Source organism: Polymorphospora sp. NPDC051019, from assembly GCF_040683055.1.
In the GTDB taxonomy this organism is placed as follows: domain Bacteria; phylum Actinomycetota; class Actinomycetes; order Mycobacteriales; family Micromonosporaceae; genus Polymorphospora; species Polymorphospora lycopeni.
The window spans coordinates 264,293-286,297 of sequence record NZ_JBFBCH010000008.1 but is presented as its reverse complement, the minus strand read 5'-3'; the positions used below and the strand labels follow the sequence as shown (position 1 = coordinate 286,297).

Here is a 22,005-nt window from a genome sequence, read left to right as displayed (position 1 = left end):
TCGTGCCGTTCCGCGACTACCTCGGCTGGCTCGCCGCCCAGGACCGCGCCGCCGCCCGCGAGGCGTGGCCGACATCCCCCGGCATCAGCCCGGCCAGGGAAGCCGGGCCGCCAACTGGAAGACGAGTTCGCCGTCCGGGGTACGGCGGACGCCGTGCTCGAGCCACCCGCCGCCCAGGCCGACCCGCTCGGACAGACCGGCCAGACCGACCCGGGCTCCCGGCACCACCGGCCCGCCGACGGGCACCAACCGGTTGCACATCCGTACGCGCAGTTCGCCGTCCGGAGCACGGTCCAGCCGTATCCGCACCTCGCTGCCGGGCGCGTGCTTGCGGGCGTTGGTCAGCCCCTCCTGCAGCACCCGGTACGCGGTCCGGCTCGCCGCCGCCGGCAGGGCCACGTCCGGCAGCAGGTTCTCGACCTCGACCACGGTGCCGGCGGCCCGGACGGCGGCGACGAGCCGGTCGAGATCGGCGAGGCCCGGCTGCGGACGCAGCCCGTCGGCGGTGTCGGGCGCGGCCCGCAGCACCCCGAGGATCTCGCGGAGGTCCTCCAGCGCCTCGTGCGCGCCGACCCGGATCGTCCGGGCCGCCCGGGCGATCTCCTCCGGTGACAGGTCCGACCGCACCTCCAGCGCACCGGCGTGCAGGCTGACCAGGGAGATCCGGTGGGCGAGAACGTCGTGCATCTCGCGGGCGATGCGCTCGCGCTCGAGCACGCGTACCCGGTCGAGGTGCAGCCGGGCCTCGGCCTCGGCCCGCTCCCGCAACACGGCGTCCTTCTCCCGCTGTGCCCGTACGACCGTGCCGACCGCCACCGCGATCGACAACAGCGCGACGTGGAGGGCGTTGGCACCGAGAATCCCCAGGTCCGGATCCGGCCGGTGGAGCGAGTACGGGACGAAGGCGACCACGTGCAGCCCGGCGACGGCGAGGCTGACCGGCCACCGCCGGTTCGCGGTGACGGTGTAGACCGCGATCAGGACCGCGGCGCCGACGAACTCGGTGATCGGCATGATCGCCGCGAGCAGCAGCGCGACCCCGACCGGCCAGCGGCGCCGCCACCACAGGGCGAGACAGCCGACCCCGGAGAGGACCAGCGCGAAGAAGAGCGTGGCGCCGGTCACGGTGCCCAGGATCTCGGCCGTACCCGCCGCCTCCATGGCGACCAGCGCGGCCACCCCGATCGCGGCGAGGTCGACGACCGCCTCGCGCAACGTGCGGCGGCGCCGGCGGCGCCCGCCGGGAGTCCGCGGCCCCTCCCCCGGCACGCCGGTCACGACCGTGCCGTCGCCCGTTTCCTCCACAGGCACGACGGTATGCCGGCCGCGCTGCCCGGAACAGTCGCCGAAAGTAGATCGGCCCGGCTCCGCAGGCGGCGGGACCGGGCCGATGCCGACGGGTGGCGCCGGTGGCTAGCGGGCCGGCGGTGGCTGCGGGCGCCGCCACATCGGCCAGAACGGGGTGCCGTCGGGCACCCGGAACGGCTCGCCGACCGCGTAGCCGTGCCGTAGGTAGAGGTCGCGGCTGCGGGCGCTGCTCGCCTCCAGGTAGGCGGGCATGCCCTTGGCGTCGAGCCGGGCGTGGTGGTGGCGCAGCAGCGCCGACCCGCTGCCGGTGCCCTGCCGGGCCGGCGCCACGGCGAGGAACGCCAGGTGGTGGTGTGCCTCGTGCGGGTGGTTGGCGTCGAACAGGTCGTCGAGGTGCAGGAACCGGTCGGTCCACTCCCCGCAGACCCGCTCCACCCGGACCTCGTAGTCGACCGGGGGTGGTGGCGGCTCGCCGTCGCGGGGGAACCACACCGCGACCGCCGACCGGTCGCCGGTGACGTACACCAGGCCGAAGGTCAGGGCGTACTCGACCAGGATCTCGAAGTTGCCGGCGAGCACCGCCCGGCGGGCGGCACGGTCGGGCACCAGCCAGTCGGAGACCGGTAGCGGCGCGAACGCCTCGGCGATCAGGGCGGCGATCGCGGGCGCCTCGTCGGCCGCGGGCCGTTCGGGGGCGGGGGCGCTCACCGCGTCGTCCCGCTGCTCGCCGGATCGTCGGTGCTCGCGGGTCCGTCGGTGCTCGCGGGTCCGACGGCCGGGGTGGTCCGGTCGCCCGGCGGTGCCCCGCCGCCGGCCCCCTGGAGCGGCAGCAGCGCGGTGGCGCGTTCGGCGCCGAGCCCGATGGTGGCGTACACGTCCGGCCGCCGGTTGCGCAGCGCCAGGCCCCAGCCGGTGCCGACCACGGCCGCGACCAGATAGACCGACGGGAAGATCCAGCGCAGCGGCGAGTCGGGGCCGACGCCGAGCAGGTCGGCGAAGTTGGCCAGCGCGGTGAGCGCGATGACGGCCAGCGCGACGGCGGCGAGGCCGGGCGCGAAGACGCGCCGCCACAGCGGCTCGCCGGACGGCTGCCGGACGAAGAACACCACCACCGACACCGAGGTCGCGGTGATCAGCAGCAGCAGGCCGAACCCGCCGACCGTGCCGCCCCAGAAGAAGAGCTGGACCAGCGGGTCCCATCCGGCGACGGCGTACATGAGGATGACGGCCAGCCCGAGCGCGGTCTGGGCCACCGAGCCGCCGCGCGGGGCGCCGGTACGCGGGGACGTCTGCCCGAAGACGGCCGGCAGGACCCGTTCGCGGCCGAGCGCGAAGGCGTACCGGGCGGTGGTGTTGTGGAACGAGATCATGGCGGCGAGCAGCGAGGTGAGGAACAGCGCATGTCCGATATGGACGATCGGTTCGCCGAGCCGGGCACCGGCCAGGTTGAAGATGACCTCGGTGCCCTCGGCCCGGGAGACCTCGACGATGCGGCCGGGGCCGGTCGCGACGGTCATCGCCCACGCCGACAGCGCGTAGAGGCCGCCGATGATCGCCACCGACAGGTACGTGGCGACCGGCACGGTCCGTCCGGGGTCCTTGCTCTCCTCGCTGAAGACGACCGCGGACTCGAAGCCGCTGAAGCCGGTGGTGGCCAGCACCAGGATCGCGCCGACGCCGGGGACGAGGAGGTTGCCGGGCGCGAGGGTGTCGAAGGTGAGCTGCCCGCCGGCCGGCCGGAGCAGGTTCGCGGCATCGAAGACGAGGATGATCGCGATCTCGGAGAGCAGCAGTACGGCGAGCACCATCCCGTTGACGTCGACCCGCAGCACGCCGAGCGCGCCGACGACGGCCCACGCGACGAGGGCGACGACCCACCACTCGGTCCGCAGTCCGAACCACTGGTCGATGACGGGTGCGGCGGCGGCGCCGATGGCGCCGTACAGGCCGACCTGCAGCGCGTTGTAGGCGATCAGGGCGACCCAGGCGGCGCCCACGCCGAAGGGCCGGCCGAGCCCACGGGCGATGTAGGCGTAGAAGGCGCCGGCGTTGGCGACCCGGCGGGCCATCGCGACGTAGCCGACCGAGAACAGGCCGAGGAGTACGGCGACGACGAGGAAGGCGAGCGGGATGCCGGTGACGCCGGTGACGGCGTACCCGGTGGTGACCAGGCCGGCGACCACGGTCAGCGGGGCGGCGGCGGACAGGACGAAGAAGATCACGGAGGGGATGCCCAGCCGGTTGCGGGCGAGGGCGGACGAGACGTTGCTCGGGCGGCTCCGGGTTGTGCTCAGGGTCATTGGACTGCTCCGTTTACGGGGGAGGACGGCGGATGTCCATCGCGGCGGATCTATTGGCGGTGGCTGAGCACCGCCGCTCCGACGGCCGCCTCGGTGTGCGCGACGAGTTCGCGCAGCGGCGGGGTCAGGTCGGTGAGCAACCGGTCGACGAGGCGCTGCGCCTCGGACCGGCCGTGCCAGAGCACCTCACGGGTGAGGTTGGTGGCGCCGACCAGGCCGAGCAGCGCCAGGTCCGCCTGGTCGGCGGCCTCGCCGCGGTCGACCAGGGCCCGCAGACGGGTCGCCGGCCACGCCGCGGCGTTGATGTCGACCGGCAGGTAGGCGGTCGTGGTACGCAGCAGCCGCCGGAACTCGTGGCGGCGTACGACGCCGGAGCGGGCGAGCCGCTCACCGACCGAGCCGGCCGCGCCGTGCCGCAGGAAGTCGATCCAGAGCCGGATCTGCCGGTGCTGTGCCTCGCCGGCCAACTGGTCGAGCACCGTGTGGGCGAGGGCGTCGGGCGGCGGGCGCCGGTCGACGATGGTCAACTCGCCGGACTCCACTGTGATCCGTCCGAAGAGGAGCAATTCGCCGAGGAGCGCGGCGGCCAGCCCGATCCCCGTGGCACCGGGGTTCAGGCGGGGTTTTCCGGTGGCGTCGTCGTGGACGATGAGGAAGAACTCATCGGCGAGTAGCACAGTTCTCCTCTCGATACGGTATGTCACGACCGGACGCCGCCAAGAAGGATGCATCCCATGTGGACAGATGTGCAAGCCCGGTAACCAGCTGGTTACATTCAGACCGGACTGACCTGGGGGTGCCCATAGCGTGGGAAGTGGCCGTATCGGCATCCGGGACAATGAACGGATGCTGAGCGCCCGGATGCCCGATCTGCCGGTCCGCGCGGTGCTGCCGGCCGTGACCGGGGCACTGGAGCGGGCCGGCAGCGCCGTGCTGGTCGCCCCGCCCGGCACCGGCAAGACGACCCTCGTGCCGCTGGCCCTGGCCGGTGCCGGCCGGGTCGTGGTCGCCGAACCGCGCCGGGTCGCCGCCCGCGCCGCCGCCCGCCGGATGGCCGACCTGCTCGGCGAACAGGTCGGCGACACCGTCGGCTACACCGTGCGCGGCGAGCGGCGGATCGGCCCGCGCACCCGGGTCGAGGTGGTCACCACCGGCGTCCTGGTACGCCGGCTGCAACGCGACCCCGAACTGCCCGGCACCGACGTCGTGCTGCTCGACGAGTGCCACGAGCGGCATCTGGACACCGACCTGGCGCTCGCGTTCACCGTCGACGTACGCGCCACGCTGCGGCCCGACCTGCGGCTGCTGGCGACCAGCGCGACCGCCGACGCCCGGCGGCTGTCCGCCGTGCTCGGCCCGGACCGGCCGGCCCCCGTGGTGGTGGCGGAGTCGGCACTCTTCCCGGTCGACGTGGTCTGGACACCGCCCGGCCCGGTCGACCCGCCGCACGGGCTGCGGGTCGACCCGCGCCTGCTCGACCACGTGGCCGCCACCGTCCGGGTGGCGCTGCGCGACGACACCGGGGACGTGCTCGTCTTCCTGCCCGGCACCGGCGAGATCGCGGCGGTCGCCGGCCGGCTCGGCGACCTGCGTGGCGACGTCGACGTGATCGCCCTGCACGGCCGGCAGTCCGGCCGCGAGCAGGACGCGGCGCTGCGGGCCGCTGCCCGCCGCCGGGTGATCCTGGCGACCGCCGTGGCCGAGAGCAGCCTGACCGTTCCCGGGGTCCGGGTCGTCGTCGACGCCGGGCTGGCCCGGGTGCCGCGTACCGACCACGCGCGGGGGCTCGGGGCGCTGGTGACCGTACCGGCGTCGCGGGCGGCGGCGACCCAGCGTGCCGGCCGGGCCGGTCGGGAGGCGCCCGGCCGGGTCTACCGCTGCTGGCCGGCCGCCACGCACGAGCGGCTGCCCGCGCACGCCGAGCCGGAGGTCGCGGTCGCCGACCTCACCGGGTTCGCGCTGCAACTCGCCTGCTGGGGCGCCCCGGACGGGACCGGGCTGGCCCTGCCCGACCCACCGCCGGAGGGCGCGCTGCGGGTCGCCACGGCCACCCTGGCCGCGCTCGGGGCGGTCGACGCCGACGGCCGGGTCACGCCGCGCGGGCGCTCGATCGCCGCCGCCGGTACGCATCCACGGCTGGCCCGGGCACTGCTCGACGGGGCCGGCACGATCGGCGCGCGGCGGGCCGCCGAGGTCGTCGCGCTGCTGTCCGACGAGGGTCCGGCCGGCTCCGGCGACGACCTGGTGACCGCCTGGCGGCGGCTGCGTACCGGCGCCGACCAGGCGGCGACGGCCCGGTGGCGCACCGAGGTACGCCGGTTGACCGCCGCGCTCGGGTCCGGCATACCGGACCCCGACAGCCCGGCCCCCGCATCCGCCGACGGTGGCCCGGCACGACCGAGCGGCGGCCCCGGCCCCGTACCCGACGATCTTGCCGCCGGGCTGCTGGTCGGGCTCGCGTACCCGGAACGGCTGGCCCGGCTGCGGCCGGGCGCCACCATGACGTACCTGATGGCCGGCGGCACCGCCGCGGACCTGCCGCCGGGGTCGGGCCTGGCCGGGACGCCATGGCTGGCGGTCGCGGTGGCCGACCGCTCCCCCGGGCGGGGCGGCGCCCGGATCCGGCTGGCCGCCGCCATCGACGAGGCGACCGCCCGGGAGGCCGGCGCGGCCCAACTGAGCCGGGAACGGGAGGTCGGCTGGGTGGACGGCGACGTGGTGGCCCGCGACGTGGAGCGGCTCGGCGCGATCGTGCTCGCCGACCGGCCGATCGCCCGGCCGGACCCGGCGGCGGTCGGCGCGGCGCTGCGCGGCGGGCTGGAGCGTGCGGGGCTGACGCTGCTGACCTGGACACCGGCCGCGCGGGCGCTGCGCGAACGGCTGGCGTTCTGCCGGCTGGCGCTGGGCGAGCCCTGGCCGGCGGTCGACGACGCGGCGCTGCTCGACCGGGTCGACGCCTGGCTGGGCCCGGAGCTGGCCGGTGCGGTCCGGCGGGCCGACCTGGCCCGGATCGACGTGGTCGCGGCGCTGCGCCGGCTGGTGCCCTGGCCGCAGGCGGCCCGGCTGGACGAGGTCGCGCCGGAGCGGCTGGCGGTGCCGAGCGGGTCACGGGTCCGGGTCGACTACACCGATCCGGCCGCACCGGTGCTCGCCGTCAAGCTCCAGGAGACGTTCGGCTGGGCCGACGCGCCCCGGCTGGCCGACGGCCGGGTTCCGGTGCTGCTGCACCTGTTGTCGCCGGCCGGCCGCCCGGTCGCGGTGACCCGTGACCTGGCGTCGTTCTGGCGCACCGGCTACCGGCAGGTGCGGGCCGAGTTGCGCGGCCGCTATCCGCGCCACCCGTGGCCGGAGGATCCGACCACGGCCGAGCCGACCGGGCGGACCCGCCCGCGCCGGGGCTGACCGGCGGTCCGTCCCCGGGGTCGAGGGGTCATTCGACGATGTCGGCGACGACCACGGTGATGTTGTCCGGGCCGCCGGCGCGCAGCGCCAGGTCGACGAGGCGGCGGGCGCACTCCTCCGGGTCGGGATAGCCGTTCAGGGTCTCCGCGAGGGTGCCCTCGCGGACGACGTTGGACAGTCCGTCGCTGCACAGCAGCCACCGGTCGCCGGCCCGGGGGGCGCTGACGGTGTAGGCGGGGACGACCGGATCACCCTGGAGGGCCTGGGTGACCACGGCCCGGCGCGGGTGGTTCATCGCCTCCTCCGGGGTGATCACGCCCTCGTCGACGAGCATCTGGACGAACGTGTCGTCCCTGGTCACCTGCTCCAGGACCCCGCCGCGCAGCAGGTAGGCGCGCGAGTCACCGACGTGCGCGAGGGCCAGGCCGGTGCCGGTCGCCGACATCAGCAGCGCGGTGAGGGTGGTGCCCATCCCCTCGCGCCCCGGGTCCTCGACCACCGCGGCCCGGATCCGTTCGCCGGCCAGCTCGACCGCCCCGCGCAACGCGTCGACGAGCCCGTCGTCGGGGGTGGGCACGTCCAGCGGCGTGACGGCGGCGATGGCGATCGCGCTGGCGAGGTCACCGGCCGCCATTCCGCCCATCCCGTCGGCGACGGTGACGAGGAACGGGCCGGCGTGGACGGAGTCCTGGTTTGCGCTCCGGATCAGTCCACGGTCGCTCACCGCCGCAGAACGCAGCTTCAGGGTCATGGCAGGCAGCCTGCCAGGAGGAGGGCCACCATGTCTCTAGTGAATCACCGTGCGTCTTGTCGATCGAGGACATCTCACATGTGAAATCGGACAAAACATCCCGCTCTCCCCTCGACGGGCGCACATCCAGTAACGTCGATTGACAGGTCGGAAATGCGCTGGCAACATCGGACCGAGGCTGGGAGCGCTCCCAGCTATCGCCGCCCGCAGCGCCGGCCGGGCCCGTCGGTGGCCGTCGCGGGCACCACCCGCCACCGGAAGGACCGCCGTGCCCCGCACCCGAAACCGTCCCCGAAGCCGCCCCCGGCGCACCGCCACGACCCTCGCCGGCACCGCCACCGCCGCCGCGCTCGTCCTCACCGTGGCCGCCGCCCCGGCCGGCGCCAGCCCCACCGCCCCGCACCCCGCCGGCCCGCCGCCCGGCACCGCCCAGGAGGAGCCGCCGGAGCAGATCGAGAACGGCGACTTCAGCAACGGCACCGCCGGCTGGTTCACGTACGGGACCACGTCGAGCGGGATCGTCGACGGGCGGCTGTGCGCCGACGCCCCCGGCGGACTGGTCAACCCGTGGGACGGCGGGATCGGGCAGAACGACGTACCGCTGATCGCCGGGGAGACGTACGCGCTGTCCTTCGAGGCGTCGGCCGACCCCGGCGCGACGGTACGGACGACCGTGCAGCTCGGCGGCGAACCGTACACGTCGTTCCTGGTCCGTGACGTGGCGCTGACCGCGCAGCCGCAGCGGTTCGAATACACCTTCACCGTCACCGAGGACACCGAACGCGGCCAGGTCGCCTTCCAGATCGGCGCCAACCCGCACGACTACACGGTGTGCCTCGACGACGTGTCGCTGCGCGGCGGCGAGGAGGAGCCGCCGTACGAGCCGGACACCGGCCCCCGCGTGCGGGTGAACCAGGTCGGCTACCTGCCCGGCGGCCCGAAGCACGCGACCCTGGTCACCGCCGCCACCGAGGCCCTGCCGTGGACGCTGGCCGACGCCGCCGGAACCGTGGTCGCGCAGGGCACCACCACCCCGCGCGGCGTCGACCAGGCGTCGGCGCAGAACGTGCACACCATCACGTTCACCGGCCACACCGCGCCCGGCACCGGCTACCGGCTGACCGCCGACGGCGAGACCAGCCACCCGTTCGACATCACCGGCGACCTCTACGACCAGCTGCGCTCCGACGCGCTGCAGTTCTTCTACGTCCAGCGCAGCGGCATCGAGATCGACGGCGACCTGGTCGGCGCCGAGTACGCCCGGCCGGCCGGGCACCTCGGTGTCGCCCCGAACCGCGGCGACATCGACGTGCCGTGCCAGCCCGGCGTCTGCGACTACCGGCTCGACGTACGCGGCGGCTGGTACGACGCCGGCGACCACGGCAAGTACGTCGTCAACGGCGGCCTGGCCACCTACCAGCTGCTGAGCGCCTTCGAGCGGACCAAGACGGCGGCCGGCGCCGGCGGTGGTGCCGCGCTCGGCGACGGCACGCTGCGGGTGCCCGAGCGCGGCAACGGCGTGCCGGACATCCTCGACGAGGCCCGCTGGGAGCTGGAGTTCCTGCTGCGCATGCAGGTACCGGCCGGCAAGCCGCTGGCCGGGATGGCCCATCACAAGATCCACGACCGGAACTGGACCGGGATGCCGCTGGCCCCCGAGGACGACCCCGAACTGCGCGAGCTGCACCCGCCGTCGACCGCGGCGACGCTCAACCTCGCCGCCACCGCCGCCCACGCCGGCCGGCTCTACGCCCCGTACGACGCGGCGTTCGCGGCCCGCGCGCTGACCGCGGCGAAGACGGCGTACGCGGCCGCCAAGGCCAACCCGACCCGCTACGCCGACCCGAACGACGGCAACGGCGGCGGCGCCTACAGCGACGGCGACGTCAGCGACGAGTTCTACTGGGCGGCGGCCCAGCTCTACCTGACCACCGGTGAGGCCGGCTACCTCGCCGACCTGACCGCGTCGCCGCACCACACCGGCGACGTGTTCGACGCCAACGGCTTCAGCTGGCCCTCGACGGCCGCGCTCGGCCGGCTCGACCTGGCCACCGTCCCCAGTGGACTTTCCAGCGCCGAGCGGGACCGGATCCGGGCCTCCGTGGTCGCCGCCGCCGACGCCCACCGCGCCACCCAGGCCGGCCAGGCGTACGGGCTGCCGCTGCCCGGCGCGGCCGGCAGCTACTTCTGGGGCGGCAACGGCAACATCCTCAACAACGGGGTCGTGCTGGCCACCGCGTACGACCTCACCGGCGACGTCGGATACCGCGACGCGGCCGTCCAGACGATCGACTACATCCTGGGCCGCAACGCGCTCAACCAGTCGTACGTCACCGGTTGGGGCGAGAAGGCGTCCCGCAACCAGCACAGCCGGATCTTCGGCAACCAGCTCGACCCGGCGTCGCCGAACCCGCCGGACGGATCGATCGCCGGCGGCGCCAACGCCAGCCTCGACGACCCGTTCGCGGCACAGTTGCTGGCCGGCTGCGCGCCGATGTTCTGCTACGTCGACGACATCGCCTCGTACGCCACCAACGAGGTCGCCATCAACTGGAACTCGGCGCTGGCCTGGATGGCGTCGTTCCTGGCCGACCAGGGCGCGGCGGAGCAGCCGGCGCCGAGCACGTGCCGGGTCAGCTACGTCAACTACGGCATCTGGCACGGTGGGGGCGGCTTCACCGCGCAGGTCACCATCACCAACACCGGTACGACGCCGGTCGACGGCTGGACCCTCGGCTTCGCCTTCAGCGGCGCGCAGAAGGTCCGGGAGGCGTGGATGGCCGGGGTGACCCAGCAGGGCGCCACGGTCACCGTCCGCAACGAGACCTACAACCGCCGCATCCCGCCCGGCGGCACGGTGACCTTCGGCTTCAACGCCACCACCACCCCCGCCCTCGCCAACCCGTCCCCCACCCTGTTCACCCTCAACGGCACCCCCTGCACCACCTGACCCCGTAACCCCGCCCGCCACACCACCCACCCGCCCCCGCGCCGCCCCGCCCCCGCGCCGCCCCGCCCACACGCGCCCCCGCCCCCGCACGCACCCAGCACCTGCACGCGCCCGGCACCCGCCCCGCACGCGCTCGCGCTCGCGCCGGCGCCGCGTTGATCAAGGACTGGTTGCCAGGATCGTGTCCTGGTTGGTCCCAAAGATCCCCTTGATCAACGCGGCGCGGCGGGGCGGGGCGGCGCCGGGGGCGGGGCGGCGCCGGGAGCGGGGCGGCGCCGGGAGCGGGGGGCAGGGCGGCACGGGGGCCGGGGAGCGGGGCGGTGCGGGGGCGAGGTGCTCCTATGGTGCGTGATCCGGCCGCCACCCCCGGCCCTTCGTGACGTGGCGGTGTGTGGTGATCGTTAGCTGTTCCGCTGCGTTCATGCGGCGTGTCGAACCGCTGGGCAACTGATGATCACAGGTGCCCTGGCGGGCCGCAGGCGGGTCAGCCGTAAGCCGGCGGGACCGGGTCGGGAGTGCCGTACGGCACGTCGGAACGGCACCGGCGGACCCGGGCCGCCGCCAGTTCGCCGCCCACCGCGAGTCCGAAGCGGTCGACTGCCTCCAGCCCGTACGCGCTGCACGTCGGGGTGAACCGGCAGCGGGTCGGCAGCCGGTGCGACAGCCACCGCCGGTAGCCGCGGATGGCGGCGAGGCCGGCCCGGTCGACCGCGCCGGGTCGGAAACCCGACACCGGAGCCGGTGACGTCCGCGCCGTGGTGGGCCTGCCCGGCCGCGCCGGGGTGGATGGGCCCGGCCGCACCGCCGCGGACGTACCCGGTCGGGCCGGGACGGGCGGGCGACGGCGGGTCCGGGTCGACCGGACCCGGCCGGCGACACCGGCGGTGGCCGAGCCGAGCAGGAGCAGGCCGGAGAAGAGGCCGAAATTGCAGGACGGGAAGTCGCAGCTACAGACGTCGCAGCCGTCGAGCCAGTCGCGCTTCCTGCGCCGCCGCCGGTTGTCGCGGCGTCGTACATGCATCATCGCGTCATGATGCGCCAGCGGCACAAGGGGGCGGCGGACAGCTACCCCAGCATCTGGTCGACGTAGCACCAGCGCCACGACTGGCCGGCCTCGAACGAGCGGATCACCGGGTGGCCGGACTCGTGGAAGTGCGCGGTCGCGTGCCGGTACGGCGACGAGTCGCAGCAGCCGACGTGCCCGCAGGTCAGGCAGAGCCGCAGGTGCACCCAGTCGGTGTTGCCGTCGCGCAGGCAGTCCTGGCAGCCCTGCGTGGTCTGCGGCCGCGGTGCGCCGGCCTCGGCCAGGTGGGCGCAGGTCATCACGGGGTCCTCTCGCGCAGCAGGGATTCTTCGAGGTCGAGGTCGCGCAGGGTACGGACGAGGACCTCCTCGGGAATCCGCCCCTCGTCGCGGGCGGCCCGGAAGACGTCCCGTTCGGCGGCGATCATCTCCTGCCGCAGTCGCCGGTACGCCGCCGACGGGGTCTCCCGGTCGCCGCCGCCGATACGTTCCCAGGCGGTGTTGGTGCGCTCGTCGACCAGCCCGCGCAGCCGGTCGACGACGCCCGCCGGGGCGCCGTCGGCGCAGGCGTCGAGGCGTTCCCGGGCGGCCTGGCCGGCATGGTTCTGCACCTCGGCCTCGACCAGCGCGTCCTTCGTCGGATCGTCGGGTTCGAGGCGGAGCCGGCGAGCGACGACCGGCAGGCTCGCCCCCTGGAGTACGACGGTCACCACGATGACGGTGAACGCGATCCAGATGAACAGCCCGCGCGGGTACGGCGCACCGCCGGCCAGGCTCATCGGCAGGGCGAGGGCGGCGGCCAGGGTGACCACGCCGCGCATGCCGGCCCACCCGATCAGGGTCGGCACCTTCGCGGGCGGCCGAGGGTCGCGGCGGCGGATCCGGGGCACCAGCCGGGCCACGTAGGTGGCCGGGTAGACCCAGACGAACCGGATGGCCAGCACGGCGGCCAGCACCGCCCCGGTGACCACGGTGGCGGTCACCGGTGCCGTGTCGATGTCCCGGACGATCTCCCGCAACTGGAGCCCGACGAGCAGGAAGACCAGGCCCTCGAGCAGGAAGTTGACCAGCCGCCAGAAGGCGTGCATCTGGAGCCGGGAGGCGGCCGAGAGCAGGACCGGCAGTTTGTGGCCGAGGGCCAGCCCGGCGACGACGACGGCGACGATGCCGGAGGCGTGCAACAGTTCGGCGATCAGCGCCACGCCCAGCGGGGTGAGCAGGGACAGCGCGTTGTCCAGCAGCGGGTCCTTGATCGCCCGGTGGACGCGGCCGATGAGAACGGCGGCGACCGCCCCGATCAGTACCCCGCCACCGGCGTCGCGGGCGACCTCGACGGCGATCTCGCCGACGGTGACGGCGGTGCCGGCCATCGCGGCGATCGAGACCCGCAGCAGCACCAGCGCGGAGGCGTCGTTGATCAGGCTCTCGCCCTCCAGGATCGTGACGATCCGCCGGGGCAGGCCGATCCGGCGGGCGACCGCGGTCGCGGCGACGGCGTCGGGCGGCGCGACGACCGCGCCGAGCGCCACGCAGGCCGCGAACGGTACGTCGGGCAGCAGGGCGTGCAGCACGAACCCGACGGTGAACGCGGTGACGACGACCAGGCCGATGGCGAGCAGCAGGATCGGGCGCAGGTTGTAGCGGAACGCCGGCACCGAGGTCTCCAGCGCGGCGACGTAGAGCAGCGGCGGCAGGATGCCGACGAGGACGAGTTCGGGGTCGAGTCGTACGTCGGGAAAGCCGGGCACGAAGGACAGGGCCAGCCCGAGGACGACGAGCAGGATCGGTGCGAGCACGCCGAGCCGGCGGGCCAGTGCCGCGCCCAGCACCGCGGTGCCGAGCAGCACGACGGCGTCGACGAGCACGTGCATGGGTGGAGCGTATTGCCCGAAACGCCCCGGTGGAGGCGAGTCGGCCGGGCCACCTCACTCGCTGTGTGCGCCCGCGCCGGCTCCGGCCGACTTCCCCTCGCCGACCCACACCGTCTTGACGTTGCAGAACTCGCGGATGCCGTGCGCGGACAGTTCGCGGCCGTACCCGGAGTTCTTGACCCCGCCGAACGGCAACTGCGGGTACGAGGTGGTCATGCCGTTGACGAAGACGCTGCCGGCGTCGAGGTCCTCGGCGAACCGCTCCTGCTCCCCCGCGTCGGTCGTCCACGCGTTGGCGCCCAGCCCGTAGCTGGTGCCGTTGGCCAGCTCGACCGCCTCGTCGTACGACGTCACCCGGAACAGGCCGGCGACCGGCCCGAAGACCTCCTCGGCCCACATCCGCATCGGCGGGCGCAGGTCGGCGACGACGGTCGGCGGATACCACCAGCCGCCGCCCTCGCCACGCTGGCCGCCGCACAGCACCCGGGCGCCCTTGGCGACCGCGTCGGCGACCTGCTCCTCCACGCTGTCGCGGCCCCGGTCGGTGGCCAGCGGCCCGACGTCGGTGTCGGCGGCCATCGGGTCGCCGACCTTCAGCGCCGACATCCGGGCGACGAACTCGTCGCAGAACGCGTCGTATACGTCGGCGTGCACGATGAACCGCTTGGCGGCGATGCACGACTGGCCGTTGTTCTGGCAGCGGGCGGTGGTCGCGACCTGCGCCGCCAGCGCGATGTCGGCCGACGGCATGACCACGAACGGGTCGCTGCCGCCGAGTTCGAGCACGGTCTTCTTGATCTGCCGGCCGGCGGCGGCGGCGATGGCCCGGCCGGCCGGCTCGCTGCCGGTCAGCGTCGCGGCGCGGACCCTCGGGTCGTCCAGGATCGGCTCGACGGCGTCCGAGCCGACCAGCAGGGCCTGGAACGCGCCGGCCGGGAAGCCGGCCCGGCGGAAGAGTTCGTCGAGGAACAGCGCGGTCTGCGGCACGTTCGAGGCGTGTTTGAGCAGGCCGACGTTGCCGGCCATCAGCGCCGGGGCGGCGAACCGCATGACCTGCCAGAGCGGGAAGTTCCACGGCATGACGGCCAGTACCGGCCCGATGGGCCGGTAGCGGGCGTACGCCTTGACCGCCCCGACCTGGGCGGCGTCGGCCGGCTCGTCGGCGAGGTACGCCTCGGCGTGCGCGGCGTAGAAGCGGGCCGCGTCGGCGCACTTGGTGACCTCGGCCTTCGCGGCGGCCAGGGTTTTGCCCATCTCGGTCGTCATCAGCCGGGCGACCTGGTCACGCTCGGCGTCCAGCAGGTCGGCGGCGGCGGTCAGCCACCGCGCCCGCTGCCCGAAGGACGTACGACGCAGGGTGTCGAACGCGGCGGCGGCCCGGCCGATGGCGGCGTCGACCTGCTCGGACGTCATCGGGTCGAAGGTCTTCAGCACCTGTCCGGTGGCCGGATTGGTCGTGGCGATCGACACGTCGTGCTCCTCACTCGAACAGCGAGTAGTTGCCCCCGGGATCCTCGCGGCGGCGGGCGCGGCGGCGGCGCTGCACGACGACCAGGTCGATCGCCGCGACCACGGCCAGCAAGGCCAGCACCACGGCCAGCCACGGCACGTCCGAACGGGCGGCCAGAAGGGCCAGGACGGCGCTCATCGCCAGACCGAAGCCGGCTAACACCAACCGCAGGTTCAGGGCGGTGTACGGCCGGTCGTGGGTGCCCCGACGCCCCCGGGGCTGGGCTTTCGTGGCCATACGGTTGGTCTACCCGAGCCCTGTCCCGGCTAACCTCGCTGGTCACCGGGTGGGCGGTACCAGCCAGAATGAGCACCGCTACTCATCCACCGGACCGCCGCCCATCGGAAAGCTGACCAGATGATCGATCGCATCCCGCCCCACAGCCACGCGCAGTCGCGGGTCGGCATCACCGCGGTCGGCGCCAGCCTCCCCGAACGGGTGCTCGCCACCACCGACCTCGAAGAACAGGTCGCCACGGCCAGCGGATTCGCGCTGCCCAACCGGATCTTCACCACGATGACCGGCATCGAACAGCGCCGGATCGCCGCCGACGACGAGTACGCCTCCGCCCTCGCGGTACGCGCCGGCCGCCAGGCGCTCACGGCCGCCGACCTGGAGCCGGCCGACATCGACCTGCTGATCTTCGCCTCGGCGACCCGCGACGTCGTCGAGCCGGCGACCGCCCACATCGTGCAGGCCGAACTCGGCACCCGGGCGCACGCCGTCGACCTGACCAACGCCTGCAACAGCTTCGTCAACGGCATCGACGCCGCGCGCGCCTTCGTCCTCGCCGGCCGGGCCACCCGGGCGCTGGTCGTCACCGGCGAGACCCCGACCAGGTCGATGCGCTGGCAGCTCGCCGACCTGGCCCAGGCCCGTGCCGCGTTCGCCGGCTTCACGTTCGGCGACGCCGGGGCCGCCGTCGTCGTCGAACCGGTCGCCTCCGGCGGCATCCTCGACGTCGACACGGAGACGCACTCCGAGCACTGGACGGTCGGCGGGATCGACGGCGGCGGCTCCCGGTTCCCACGCGGCGACGAGCACACCTACTTCCGCGGCGACGGCCACGCCCTGCGCGGCGTCTTCGAGAAGATCGGTACGGCGATCCTGGACCGGGTCCGGCACCGGACCGGCCTGGGCTGGGCCGACTACACCAAGGTGCTGGTGCACCAGGTGACGGTCCCCTACCTGGACCGGTTCGTCGAGGTGACCGGGGTGCCGAAGGAGAAGCTCGAGGTCACCGTCACCGGCCTGGGCAACATGGCCAGCGCCACGCTGGGCGTGCAGTTGGCCCGGGTCGACCCGCACCTGCGCCCCGGCGACCGGGTGCTGTTCATCGGCCTCGGCGGCGGCGTCAGCGTGATGACGATGGTCTGGGAGAAGTCGTGACCGAGCGCAGCGAGGGAACCGGCAGGGTCAGCCCGGACAGCGGTGGCGCCGAGCGGAGCGAGGCGACGCCGCTGTGGGTCGTGGTGCCGGCGTACAACGAGGTGACCCGGATCGGGGGCACCCTCGACGCGCTGGCCGCCCAGACCGACCTCGACTTCACGCTGCTCGTCGTCGACAACGGCTCCACCGACGGCACCGCCGACGTCGTACACCGGTTCGCGGCGACCGCGCCGGTGCCCGTACTGCTGATCCGGGAGCCGGACAAGGGCGTCGGCTGCGCGGTCGACACCGGTTTCCGGCACGCGATCACGCACGGCGCGCTGCTGCTGGCGCGTACCGACGCGGACTGCCTGCCGGCCCCCGGCTGGGTCGCCGCCGCCCGAGCCGCGCTGACCGCCGGGGCCGGCATGGTCTGCGGCCGGATCAGCGCCCGCCGCGACGAGCACGGGCCGCTCGGCCGGGCCGGATTCCGGATGGTGGTCGCGATCGCGGCGGCGTTCGGCCGGCTGCGGCCGGCCCACCGCGAGGCCGGCTACCTGGCGCCCTACCGGATGCACGCCGGCAACAACATGGCGATCACCGCCGCCCTCTACCTGGCCTGCGGCGGCATGCCCCGCCGCCCGTCGCCGACCGACCGCACGTTCCTCAACCGGGTGCGCCGCACCACGCCCGCGATCACCCGCAGCCGCACGATGGTGGTGGCGAACTCGACCCGCCGGCTGCGGGCGTACGGCCTGCGCCGTTCCGCCCGCTGGTATCTCGACCGGGGCAGCGGCGACCTGACCCCGGACCCGCGCTGATGCTCGACGAACTCGCCGCCGCGCTGCGCCGGCACCCGGACCGTCCGGCGGTCCTGGCCGCCCGCCGGTCCGGCACCACCCGGGTACGCGCCACCCGGGGCGACCTGGCCGGGCTGGCCGACCGGTACGCCGCCGCCCTGCACCACCGTGGGCTCACCGAGGGCGACACGCTCGGGGTGGCGGTCCGCCCCGGCCCCCGCGCCCTGTCGGTGATGCTGGCCGCGTTCCGGCTCGGGCTGCGGGTCGCCGTACTCGACCCGTCGGCCGGCGCCGACGTACTCACCGCCCGGCTCCGGCTGGCCGCCCCGGCGCTCGTGGTCGCCGACGCGGCCGCGCAGGCGGTCGCCGGCTGGGCCCGGCCGCTGGCCCGCCGCGCCCAACTCGACCTGCCCCGGCTCGACACGATCGCCCCGGTGGCCACGGTCGGGCGGCGGCTGCCGTTCACCGCCCCGGCGCTCGGTGGGCGGGGCGGCCCGACACCGGACCGGTCCGGCTCCGACGGCGACGCCGTCGTCATCTTCACGTCGGGGACGACCAGCGCACCCCGAGCGGTCGTGCACACCCGGGCCAGCCTCGCCGCCGGCATGCGCCAGGTCGTCGACCTGGTCCGGCCGCGCGCCGACGAACCGGTCCTCGGCGGCATGTTCTTCGTGCTGGTGCCGTCGCTGGCCAGCGGCGCACCGGTCGCCCTGCCGGCCCGCTCGCCGAAGGTGCTGGCCCGGCAGATCGTCCAGGTGAAGCCGCAGGCCAGCTATCTCACCCCGCCGCAACTGCGGGCGCTGCTCGCGGAGACGCCCCGGCTGTCCGGACGGTTCTACTCCGGGTCGGCGCCGGTCAGCGCCGCCCTGCTCGACCGGGTGAAACGGGCCGGGGCGAGCGAGGCGTGGGGCGTGTACGCCCTCACCGAACTCTTCCCGGCCGCCGCCGTCGAGCAGGCCGAGAAGGCGGCGTTCACCGGTGACGGCGACCTGGTCGGCGCCCCGCTGCCGGGGGTGCGCGCCCAGGTCGACGACGGTGGACAGTTGCTGCTGTTGGGGCCGGGGCAGGCCGACCGCTACCTCGGGGCGGAGCCGCACGATTGGGTGGCGACCGGTGACGTGGGCCGGGTCGAGGACGGCCGGCTCGTGCTCGCCGGGCGCTGCAAGGACATGATCCTGCGGGCCGCCGAGAACATCTACCCCGGCCTGTACGAGCCGGCGCTGCACGTGCCCGGCGTCAACCTCGCCGTCCTGGTCGGGGTGCCGGCCGGGGACGGCGACGAGCGGCTGGTCGCCGTCGTCGAACCCGAACCCGGCACCGACCCCGGCAAACTGCGCCGGGCGCTCGCCCCGGTGCTGGACCGGATGGGCGCCGCCCGGCCGGACCGGGTGGTGTTCGCGGCCGTACCGACCGCCGGCCGGTCCCGCAAACCCGACCGGGCCGCCGCGTCCGCACTCGCCGCCGCCCGCCTCGCCGACGCCTCGGAGCAGCGGTGAGCCGGCGGCTGTGGGTGGTGGTGCCGGCGTACGACGAGGCCGGCGCGATCGGCACCACCCTGACCGCGCTCGCCGCGCAGACCGACCCCGACTTCGCGCTCGTCGTCGTCGACAACAACTCCACCGACGGCACCGGTGACGTGGTTCGCCGGTTCGCGGCCGGCGCCCCGTTCCCGGTCGACGTGGTGACCGAACCCCGGCCGGGCGCCGGCACCGCCGCCGACACCGGATGCCGGCACGCCATCGCGGCCGGGGCGACGCTGCTGGCGCGTACCGACGCCGACTGCCGGCCGGCCCCGGACTGGGTGGCGACCGCGAAGGCGCTGCTCGACTCCGGTGCCGAGATGGTCTGCGGGCGCAGCGTGCCACGCCGCGACGAGCGGCCCAGCTTCGCCGAGCGGCGGCTCTTCCCGGCCGCCGTACGCGCCGCCGGTGTCTACGGCCGGTTCCGGCGTACGCACCGGGCGGCCGGCTTCCGTGCGCCGTACGTGCTCTGCCACGGGCACAACCTGGCGCTGACCGCGGACCTGTACGTGCGCTGCGGCGGCATCCCCCGGATCACGCTGCGGGACGGCGCCGACGACCTGGCCCTGCTCAACCGGGCCCGCCGGCACACCGACCGGATCGTGCGGGCGGAGCACCTGGTGGTGGAGAACAGCCTGCGCCGGCTGCGGGCGTGGGGGCCGCGCCGCACCCTGCTCTGGTACTGGGACCGCCGCTGGCAGCCGACCGAACCGGAGGGTGACCATGTCCGCTGACCAGGCCGTCGCCGCCCCGTCCGGAGCCGAGTCCGCCCGCCGGGCCGGCCGGGCACGGCGCCGGGACCGGCTCGTCTACCTGCGCAGCCATCCGGTCCTGTTCACGCTGCTCGCGGCGACCAGACGCGCCCCGGTCCGGCGGATCGGCCGGACCGTGCTGGTGCACGGGACCAGGGCCTACCTGGACGCGCTGACCCGGGTCCCACTGGACCGGACCGCCGAGGGCACCACCGGCGGCACCGCCAGCCGGCTCGCCGAGGGCGGGCTCCTCTTCGACCAGGAGGGCACCGTCCACAAGGGAGCAAGGCGGAGTCTCGCCGACGACCTCGGCAGCGCCGGCGTCGTACGGCTCCGCCCGGTCTGGACGGCGGTGCTCGAACGCCGGCTCGCGCCGCTGGCCACCGGCGGCACCGTCGATCTGGTCGACATCACCGCCGAACTCGCCGGGGCGACCACCGCCGCCCTGCTCGACCTGGACACCGACCCGCTGGTGCTGGCCGACGCCGCCCGGCACGCCGCCGCCACCGGGGCCGGCCAGCACATGCCCGGTCCGCGCCTGCCGGGCGCCGCCCGCGCCGCCCGGCTAGCCGCCGACGCCCTCACCGACCTGGTACGCGACCACGCCGCCACCCGCGCGCGGTGTCCCGCCGGTGCCGTGCCGCCGGTCGCGGGCGATGGTCCCGCGCGCACGGCTGGCACCGGGACCGCTGCCGGTGGCGAGGGTGCCGCCGGCCTGGCCGCCATGCTCGCCGTCGCCGCGATCAACACCACCGTCGCGGCGATCCCACGGGCGGCCGCCTGGTGCGCCGACGACGACCTGTGGCACTGGGCCGACGACGCGGCGACCCGCCCGACGCTGGTCGCCGAACTGCTCCGTGTCACCGCCCCGACCCCGCTGCTTCCCCGGGTCGCCGCCGCTTCCGGCACCGTCGACGGCTGCCCCGTACGCGCCGGCGACCGGCTCGCCCTGATCGCCCGACACGCCGTCGACGCCCACCGCACCGACCCGTCCCGCGACAACCCGGCCCCGCCGCAGGTGGCGCAGCTCGTCTTCGGCGCCGGCCCGCACGCCTGCCCCGGCGCGGCACTCGCCCGCGCCCAGCTCGCCGACACCCTCGCCGCCCTGACGCCGTACCGTCCGAAGGTCGTCCGGGCCCGTGCCGACCGCCGGGCCGCGCTGCCCGGCTGGGCGGTGCTGACCGTACGGGCGACCCGGTGAACGGGCTGCGGATCGCCGTCACCGGCGCCAGCGGGTTCTGCGGTGCGGCGGTCGCCCGGGCAGCCGCCGAGGCGGGCGCGACCGTGGTCTGCCTCGGCCGGCGCCCCGGCCCGGTCGGCCGGCACGTCCACTGGGACGCCGCCCGGGACCGCCCCGACCTGACCGGCACCGATGCCGTCATCCATCTGGCGGCGGCCGTCGGCGACACCGGCGGCGGGCCGGCGGTCGAGGCCGCCTACCGCGCGGTGAACGTCGACTGCACCGCCCGGCTGCTGGCGGCGGCCGGTGAACGGCCGGTGGTGTGGGTGAGCAGTGCCAGCGTCTACGACCCCCGGCTACGCGTCGAGGCGATCACCGAGGACCATCCGGTGACCGGCCAGCGCACCCCGTACGGCCGTACCAAAGCCGAGGGGGAACGGCTGGCGCTGGACGCCGGTGCCGTGGTGCTCCGCCCCCGGGCGGTGTACGGCCCCGGCGACCCGCACCTGCTCCCCCGGCTCGTCCGGGCGGTACGCCGGGGCCGGGTCATGCTGCCCGGACGCGACGTCAGACTGAGCCTGACCGCCGTGGAGAACCTGGCCGACGCCTGCCTCGCCGCGCTGGGCTGGCCTGCTGGGGCGTACAACATCGCGGACGCGACGCCGTACTCGCGGGATGCGGTGGTCCGCGACGGGCTGGCCGCGCTCGGCCATCCGGTACGGGTCGCGCACCTGCCGGTGCCGCTGACGATGGCGGCGGCAGCTGTCGTGGAGACGATCGCCCGCCTGCCCGGCACCGGCCCACCGACCCTGACCAGGTACGCCGTCGACCAGCTCGCCCACGGCGTCGTGCTGGACACGACCCGGGCCCGGACACAGGGCTGGACACCCAGCCGCTCGTTCAGCGACTTCGTCGCCGAGCCGGGATTCCCCGCGTGGGCAGGGGGTGCCACCAGCAAGCTATGAGGGGAAGTCCGCGTCCATTCCGCCACGTCACCGCCAGCCGACGGACGCTGGTTCGTGACCACCGGAGGAAAGGCCGCGAAGCCCGATGGTTGGCCTGCCCCGACTGCTGGCTCGCCCGGTGGCCCGGATCGCGGAACCGCATGGCGCAACGCCTGAAAAACGCTGTGCCAACGACGACGAGAAGTCGCCGTTCTATCGACCCTTACAGGAGTTTTACGTCAGGGGTGCGCCATTACCGGCGCCGATGCGCGGCACATTTCCGAATTCGCAAGGAGCAGACCACCCAAGGTCACATTACGCACCGA

At 75.0% G+C, this 22,005-nt stretch carries 17 protein-coding genes and 1 pseudogene; 8 read left to right on the top strand and 10 right to left on the bottom strand.

The features are described 5' to 3' along the window. Positions 1–84: 84 nt before the first annotated feature. The 4 genes and pseudogenes from AB0M79_RS17540 to AB0M79_RS17525 form a co-directional block, all read right to left on the bottom strand. On the bottom strand, positions 85–1,215 hold the full coding sequence (locus AB0M79_RS17540; protein WP_364214295.1) for a histidine kinase: 1,131 nt from the start codon (positions 1,213–1,215) through the stop codon (positions 85–87). A 198-nt stretch (positions 1,216–1,413) separates the two neighbouring features. Further along, positions 1,414–1,968, bottom strand: coding sequence for a GNAT family N-acetyltransferase (locus tag AB0M79_RS17535; RefSeq protein ID WP_364214292.1), 555 nt, complete (start codon positions 1,966–1,968; stop codon positions 1,414–1,416). Between the two features lie 167 nt (positions 1,969–2,135). Next, a pseudogene (locus AB0M79_RS17530) lies at positions 2,136–3,608 on the bottom strand (APC family permease); the annotation flags it as partial. Between the two features lie 50 nt (positions 3,609–3,658). Next, positions 3,659–4,285 carry a GPP34 family phosphoprotein gene (locus AB0M79_RS17525; protein ID WP_364214246.1) on the bottom strand — a complete coding sequence of 209 codons (627 nt, stop codon included), beginning with the start codon at positions 4,283–4,285 and terminating at the stop codon, positions 3,659–3,661. Positions 4,286–4,454: 169 nt separating this feature from the next. Here AB0M79_RS17525 and hrpB point away from each other — a divergent pair, with 169 nt between their 5' ends. Further along, entirely contained in the window at positions 4,455–7,010 is a 2,556-nt protein-coding gene (hrpB, locus tag AB0M79_RS17520; protein WP_364214243.1) for an ATP-dependent helicase HrpB, read from the top strand. A 28-nt stretch (positions 7,011–7,038) separates the two neighbouring features. Here the strand turns inward: hrpB and AB0M79_RS17515 are convergent, their stop codons facing one another. Then, positions 7,039–7,761: a protein phosphatase 2C domain-containing protein gene (locus AB0M79_RS17515; protein ID WP_364214240.1), complete on the bottom strand. Its 723-nt coding sequence runs from the start codon at positions 7,759–7,761 to the stop codon at positions 7,039–7,041. A 268-nt stretch (positions 7,762–8,029) separates the two neighbouring features. On the opposite strand from AB0M79_RS17515, the gene AB0M79_RS17510 reads away from it, so the two are divergent. Continuing rightward, a complete protein-coding gene (locus tag AB0M79_RS17510; protein WP_364214237.1) occupies positions 8,030–10,711 on the top strand; it encodes a glycoside hydrolase family 9 protein in 2,682 nt (893 codons plus the stop codon). A gap of 484 nt (positions 10,712–11,195) precedes the next feature. Here AB0M79_RS17510 and yidD read toward each other — a convergent pair whose 3' ends face one another. The 5 genes from yidD to AB0M79_RS17485 form a co-directional block, all read right to left on the bottom strand. Continuing rightward, positions 11,196–11,444, bottom strand: coding sequence for a membrane protein insertion efficiency factor YidD (gene yidD, locus AB0M79_RS17505; protein ID WP_364214289.1), 249 nt, complete (start codon positions 11,442–11,444; stop codon positions 11,196–11,198). A gap of 332 nt (positions 11,445–11,776) precedes the next feature. Continuing rightward, positions 11,777–12,034, bottom strand: coding sequence for a UBP-type zinc finger domain-containing protein (locus tag AB0M79_RS17500; protein WP_364214234.1), 258 nt, complete (start codon positions 12,032–12,034; stop codon positions 11,777–11,779). Next, positions 12,034–13,605, bottom strand: coding sequence for a Na+/H+ antiporter (locus AB0M79_RS17495; protein ID WP_364214231.1), 1,572 nt, complete (start codon positions 13,603–13,605; stop codon positions 12,034–12,036). The genes AB0M79_RS17500 and AB0M79_RS17495 overlap by 1 nt, the downstream gene beginning before the upstream one ends. 54 nt (positions 13,606–13,659) lie before the next feature. Next, positions 13,660–15,075, bottom strand: a complete 1,416-nt coding sequence (locus AB0M79_RS17490; RefSeq protein ID WP_364214228.1) for an NADP-dependent succinic semialdehyde dehydrogenase — start codon at positions 15,073–15,075, stop codon at positions 13,660–13,662. 10 nt (positions 15,076–15,085) lie between these two features. Next, positions 15,086–15,352 carry a DUF6343 family protein gene (locus tag AB0M79_RS17485; RefSeq protein WP_364214225.1) on the bottom strand — a complete coding sequence of 89 codons (267 nt, stop codon included), beginning with the start codon at positions 15,350–15,352 and terminating at the stop codon, positions 15,086–15,088. A 120-nt stretch (positions 15,353–15,472) separates the two neighbouring features. On the opposite strand from AB0M79_RS17485, the gene AB0M79_RS17480 reads away from it, so the two are divergent. From AB0M79_RS17480 to AB0M79_RS17455, 6 genes are read left to right on the top strand one after another with little or no spacing between them, the layout of a single operon-like run. Next, complete coding sequence (locus AB0M79_RS17480) at positions 15,473–16,504, top strand: ketoacyl-ACP synthase III (protein ID WP_364214222.1); 1,032 nt, start codon at positions 15,473–15,475, stop codon at positions 16,502–16,504. Next, positions 16,501–17,304 carry a glycosyltransferase gene (locus tag AB0M79_RS17475; RefSeq protein ID WP_364214219.1) on the top strand — a complete coding sequence of 268 codons (804 nt, stop codon included), beginning with the start codon at positions 16,501–16,503 and terminating at the stop codon, positions 17,302–17,304. Before AB0M79_RS17480 ends, AB0M79_RS17475 begins: the two co-directional genes overlap by 4 nt. Continuing rightward, entirely contained in the window at positions 17,304–18,779 is a 1,476-nt protein-coding gene (locus AB0M79_RS17470) for a class I adenylate-forming enzyme family protein (protein ID WP_364214217.1), read from the top strand. The genes AB0M79_RS17475 and AB0M79_RS17470 overlap by 1 nt, the downstream gene beginning before the upstream one ends. Next, entirely contained in the window at positions 18,776–19,537 is a 762-nt protein-coding gene (locus AB0M79_RS17465; RefSeq protein ID WP_364214214.1) for a glycosyltransferase family 2 protein, read from the top strand. The genes AB0M79_RS17470 and AB0M79_RS17465 overlap by 4 nt, the downstream gene beginning before the upstream one ends. Continuing rightward, a complete protein-coding gene (locus AB0M79_RS17460) occupies positions 19,527–20,756 on the top strand; it encodes a cytochrome P450 (RefSeq protein ID WP_364214211.1) in 1,230 nt (409 codons plus the stop codon). The genes AB0M79_RS17465 and AB0M79_RS17460 overlap by 11 nt, the downstream gene beginning before the upstream one ends. Further along, entirely contained in the window at positions 20,753–21,700 is a 948-nt protein-coding gene (locus tag AB0M79_RS17455; protein ID WP_364214208.1) for an NAD-dependent epimerase/dehydratase family protein, read from the top strand. Before AB0M79_RS17460 ends, AB0M79_RS17455 begins: the two co-directional genes overlap by 4 nt. Positions 21,701–22,005 lie beyond the last annotated feature (305 nt).

What these genes read in the sequence shown, in the direction of transcription:
- AB0M79_RS17495 (WP_364214231.1), bottom strand. Translation starts at nt 13,605, where the DNA reads ATGCACGTGCTCGTCGACGCCGTCGTGCTGCTCGGCACCGCGGTGCTG.
- AB0M79_RS17480 (WP_364214222.1), top strand. Translation starts at nt 15,473, where the DNA reads ATGATCGATCGCATCCCGCCCCACAGCCACGCGCAGTCGCGGGTCGGC.
- AB0M79_RS17470 (WP_364214217.1), top strand. Translation starts at nt 17,304, where the DNA reads ATGCTCGACGAACTCGCCGCCGCGCTGCGCCGGCACCCGGACCGTCCG.
- AB0M79_RS17460 (WP_364214211.1), top strand. Translation starts at nt 19,527, where the DNA reads ATGTCCGCTGACCAGGCCGTCGCCGCCCCGTCCGGAGCCGAGTCCGCC.
- hrpB (WP_364214243.1), top strand. Translation starts at nt 4,455, where the DNA reads ATGCTGAGCGCCCGGATGCCCGATCTGCCGGTCCGCGCGGTGCTGCCG.
- AB0M79_RS17500 (WP_364214234.1), bottom strand. Translation starts at nt 12,034, where the DNA reads ATGACCTGCGCCCACCTGGCCGAGGCCGGCGCACCGCGGCCGCAGACC.
- AB0M79_RS17485 (WP_364214225.1), bottom strand. Translation starts at nt 15,352, where the DNA reads ATGGCCACGAAAGCCCAGCCCCGGGGGCGTCGGGGCACCCACGACCGG.
- AB0M79_RS17515 (WP_364214240.1), bottom strand. Translation starts at nt 7,761, where the DNA reads ATGACCCTGAAGCTGCGTTCTGCGGCGGTGAGCGACCGTGGACTGATC.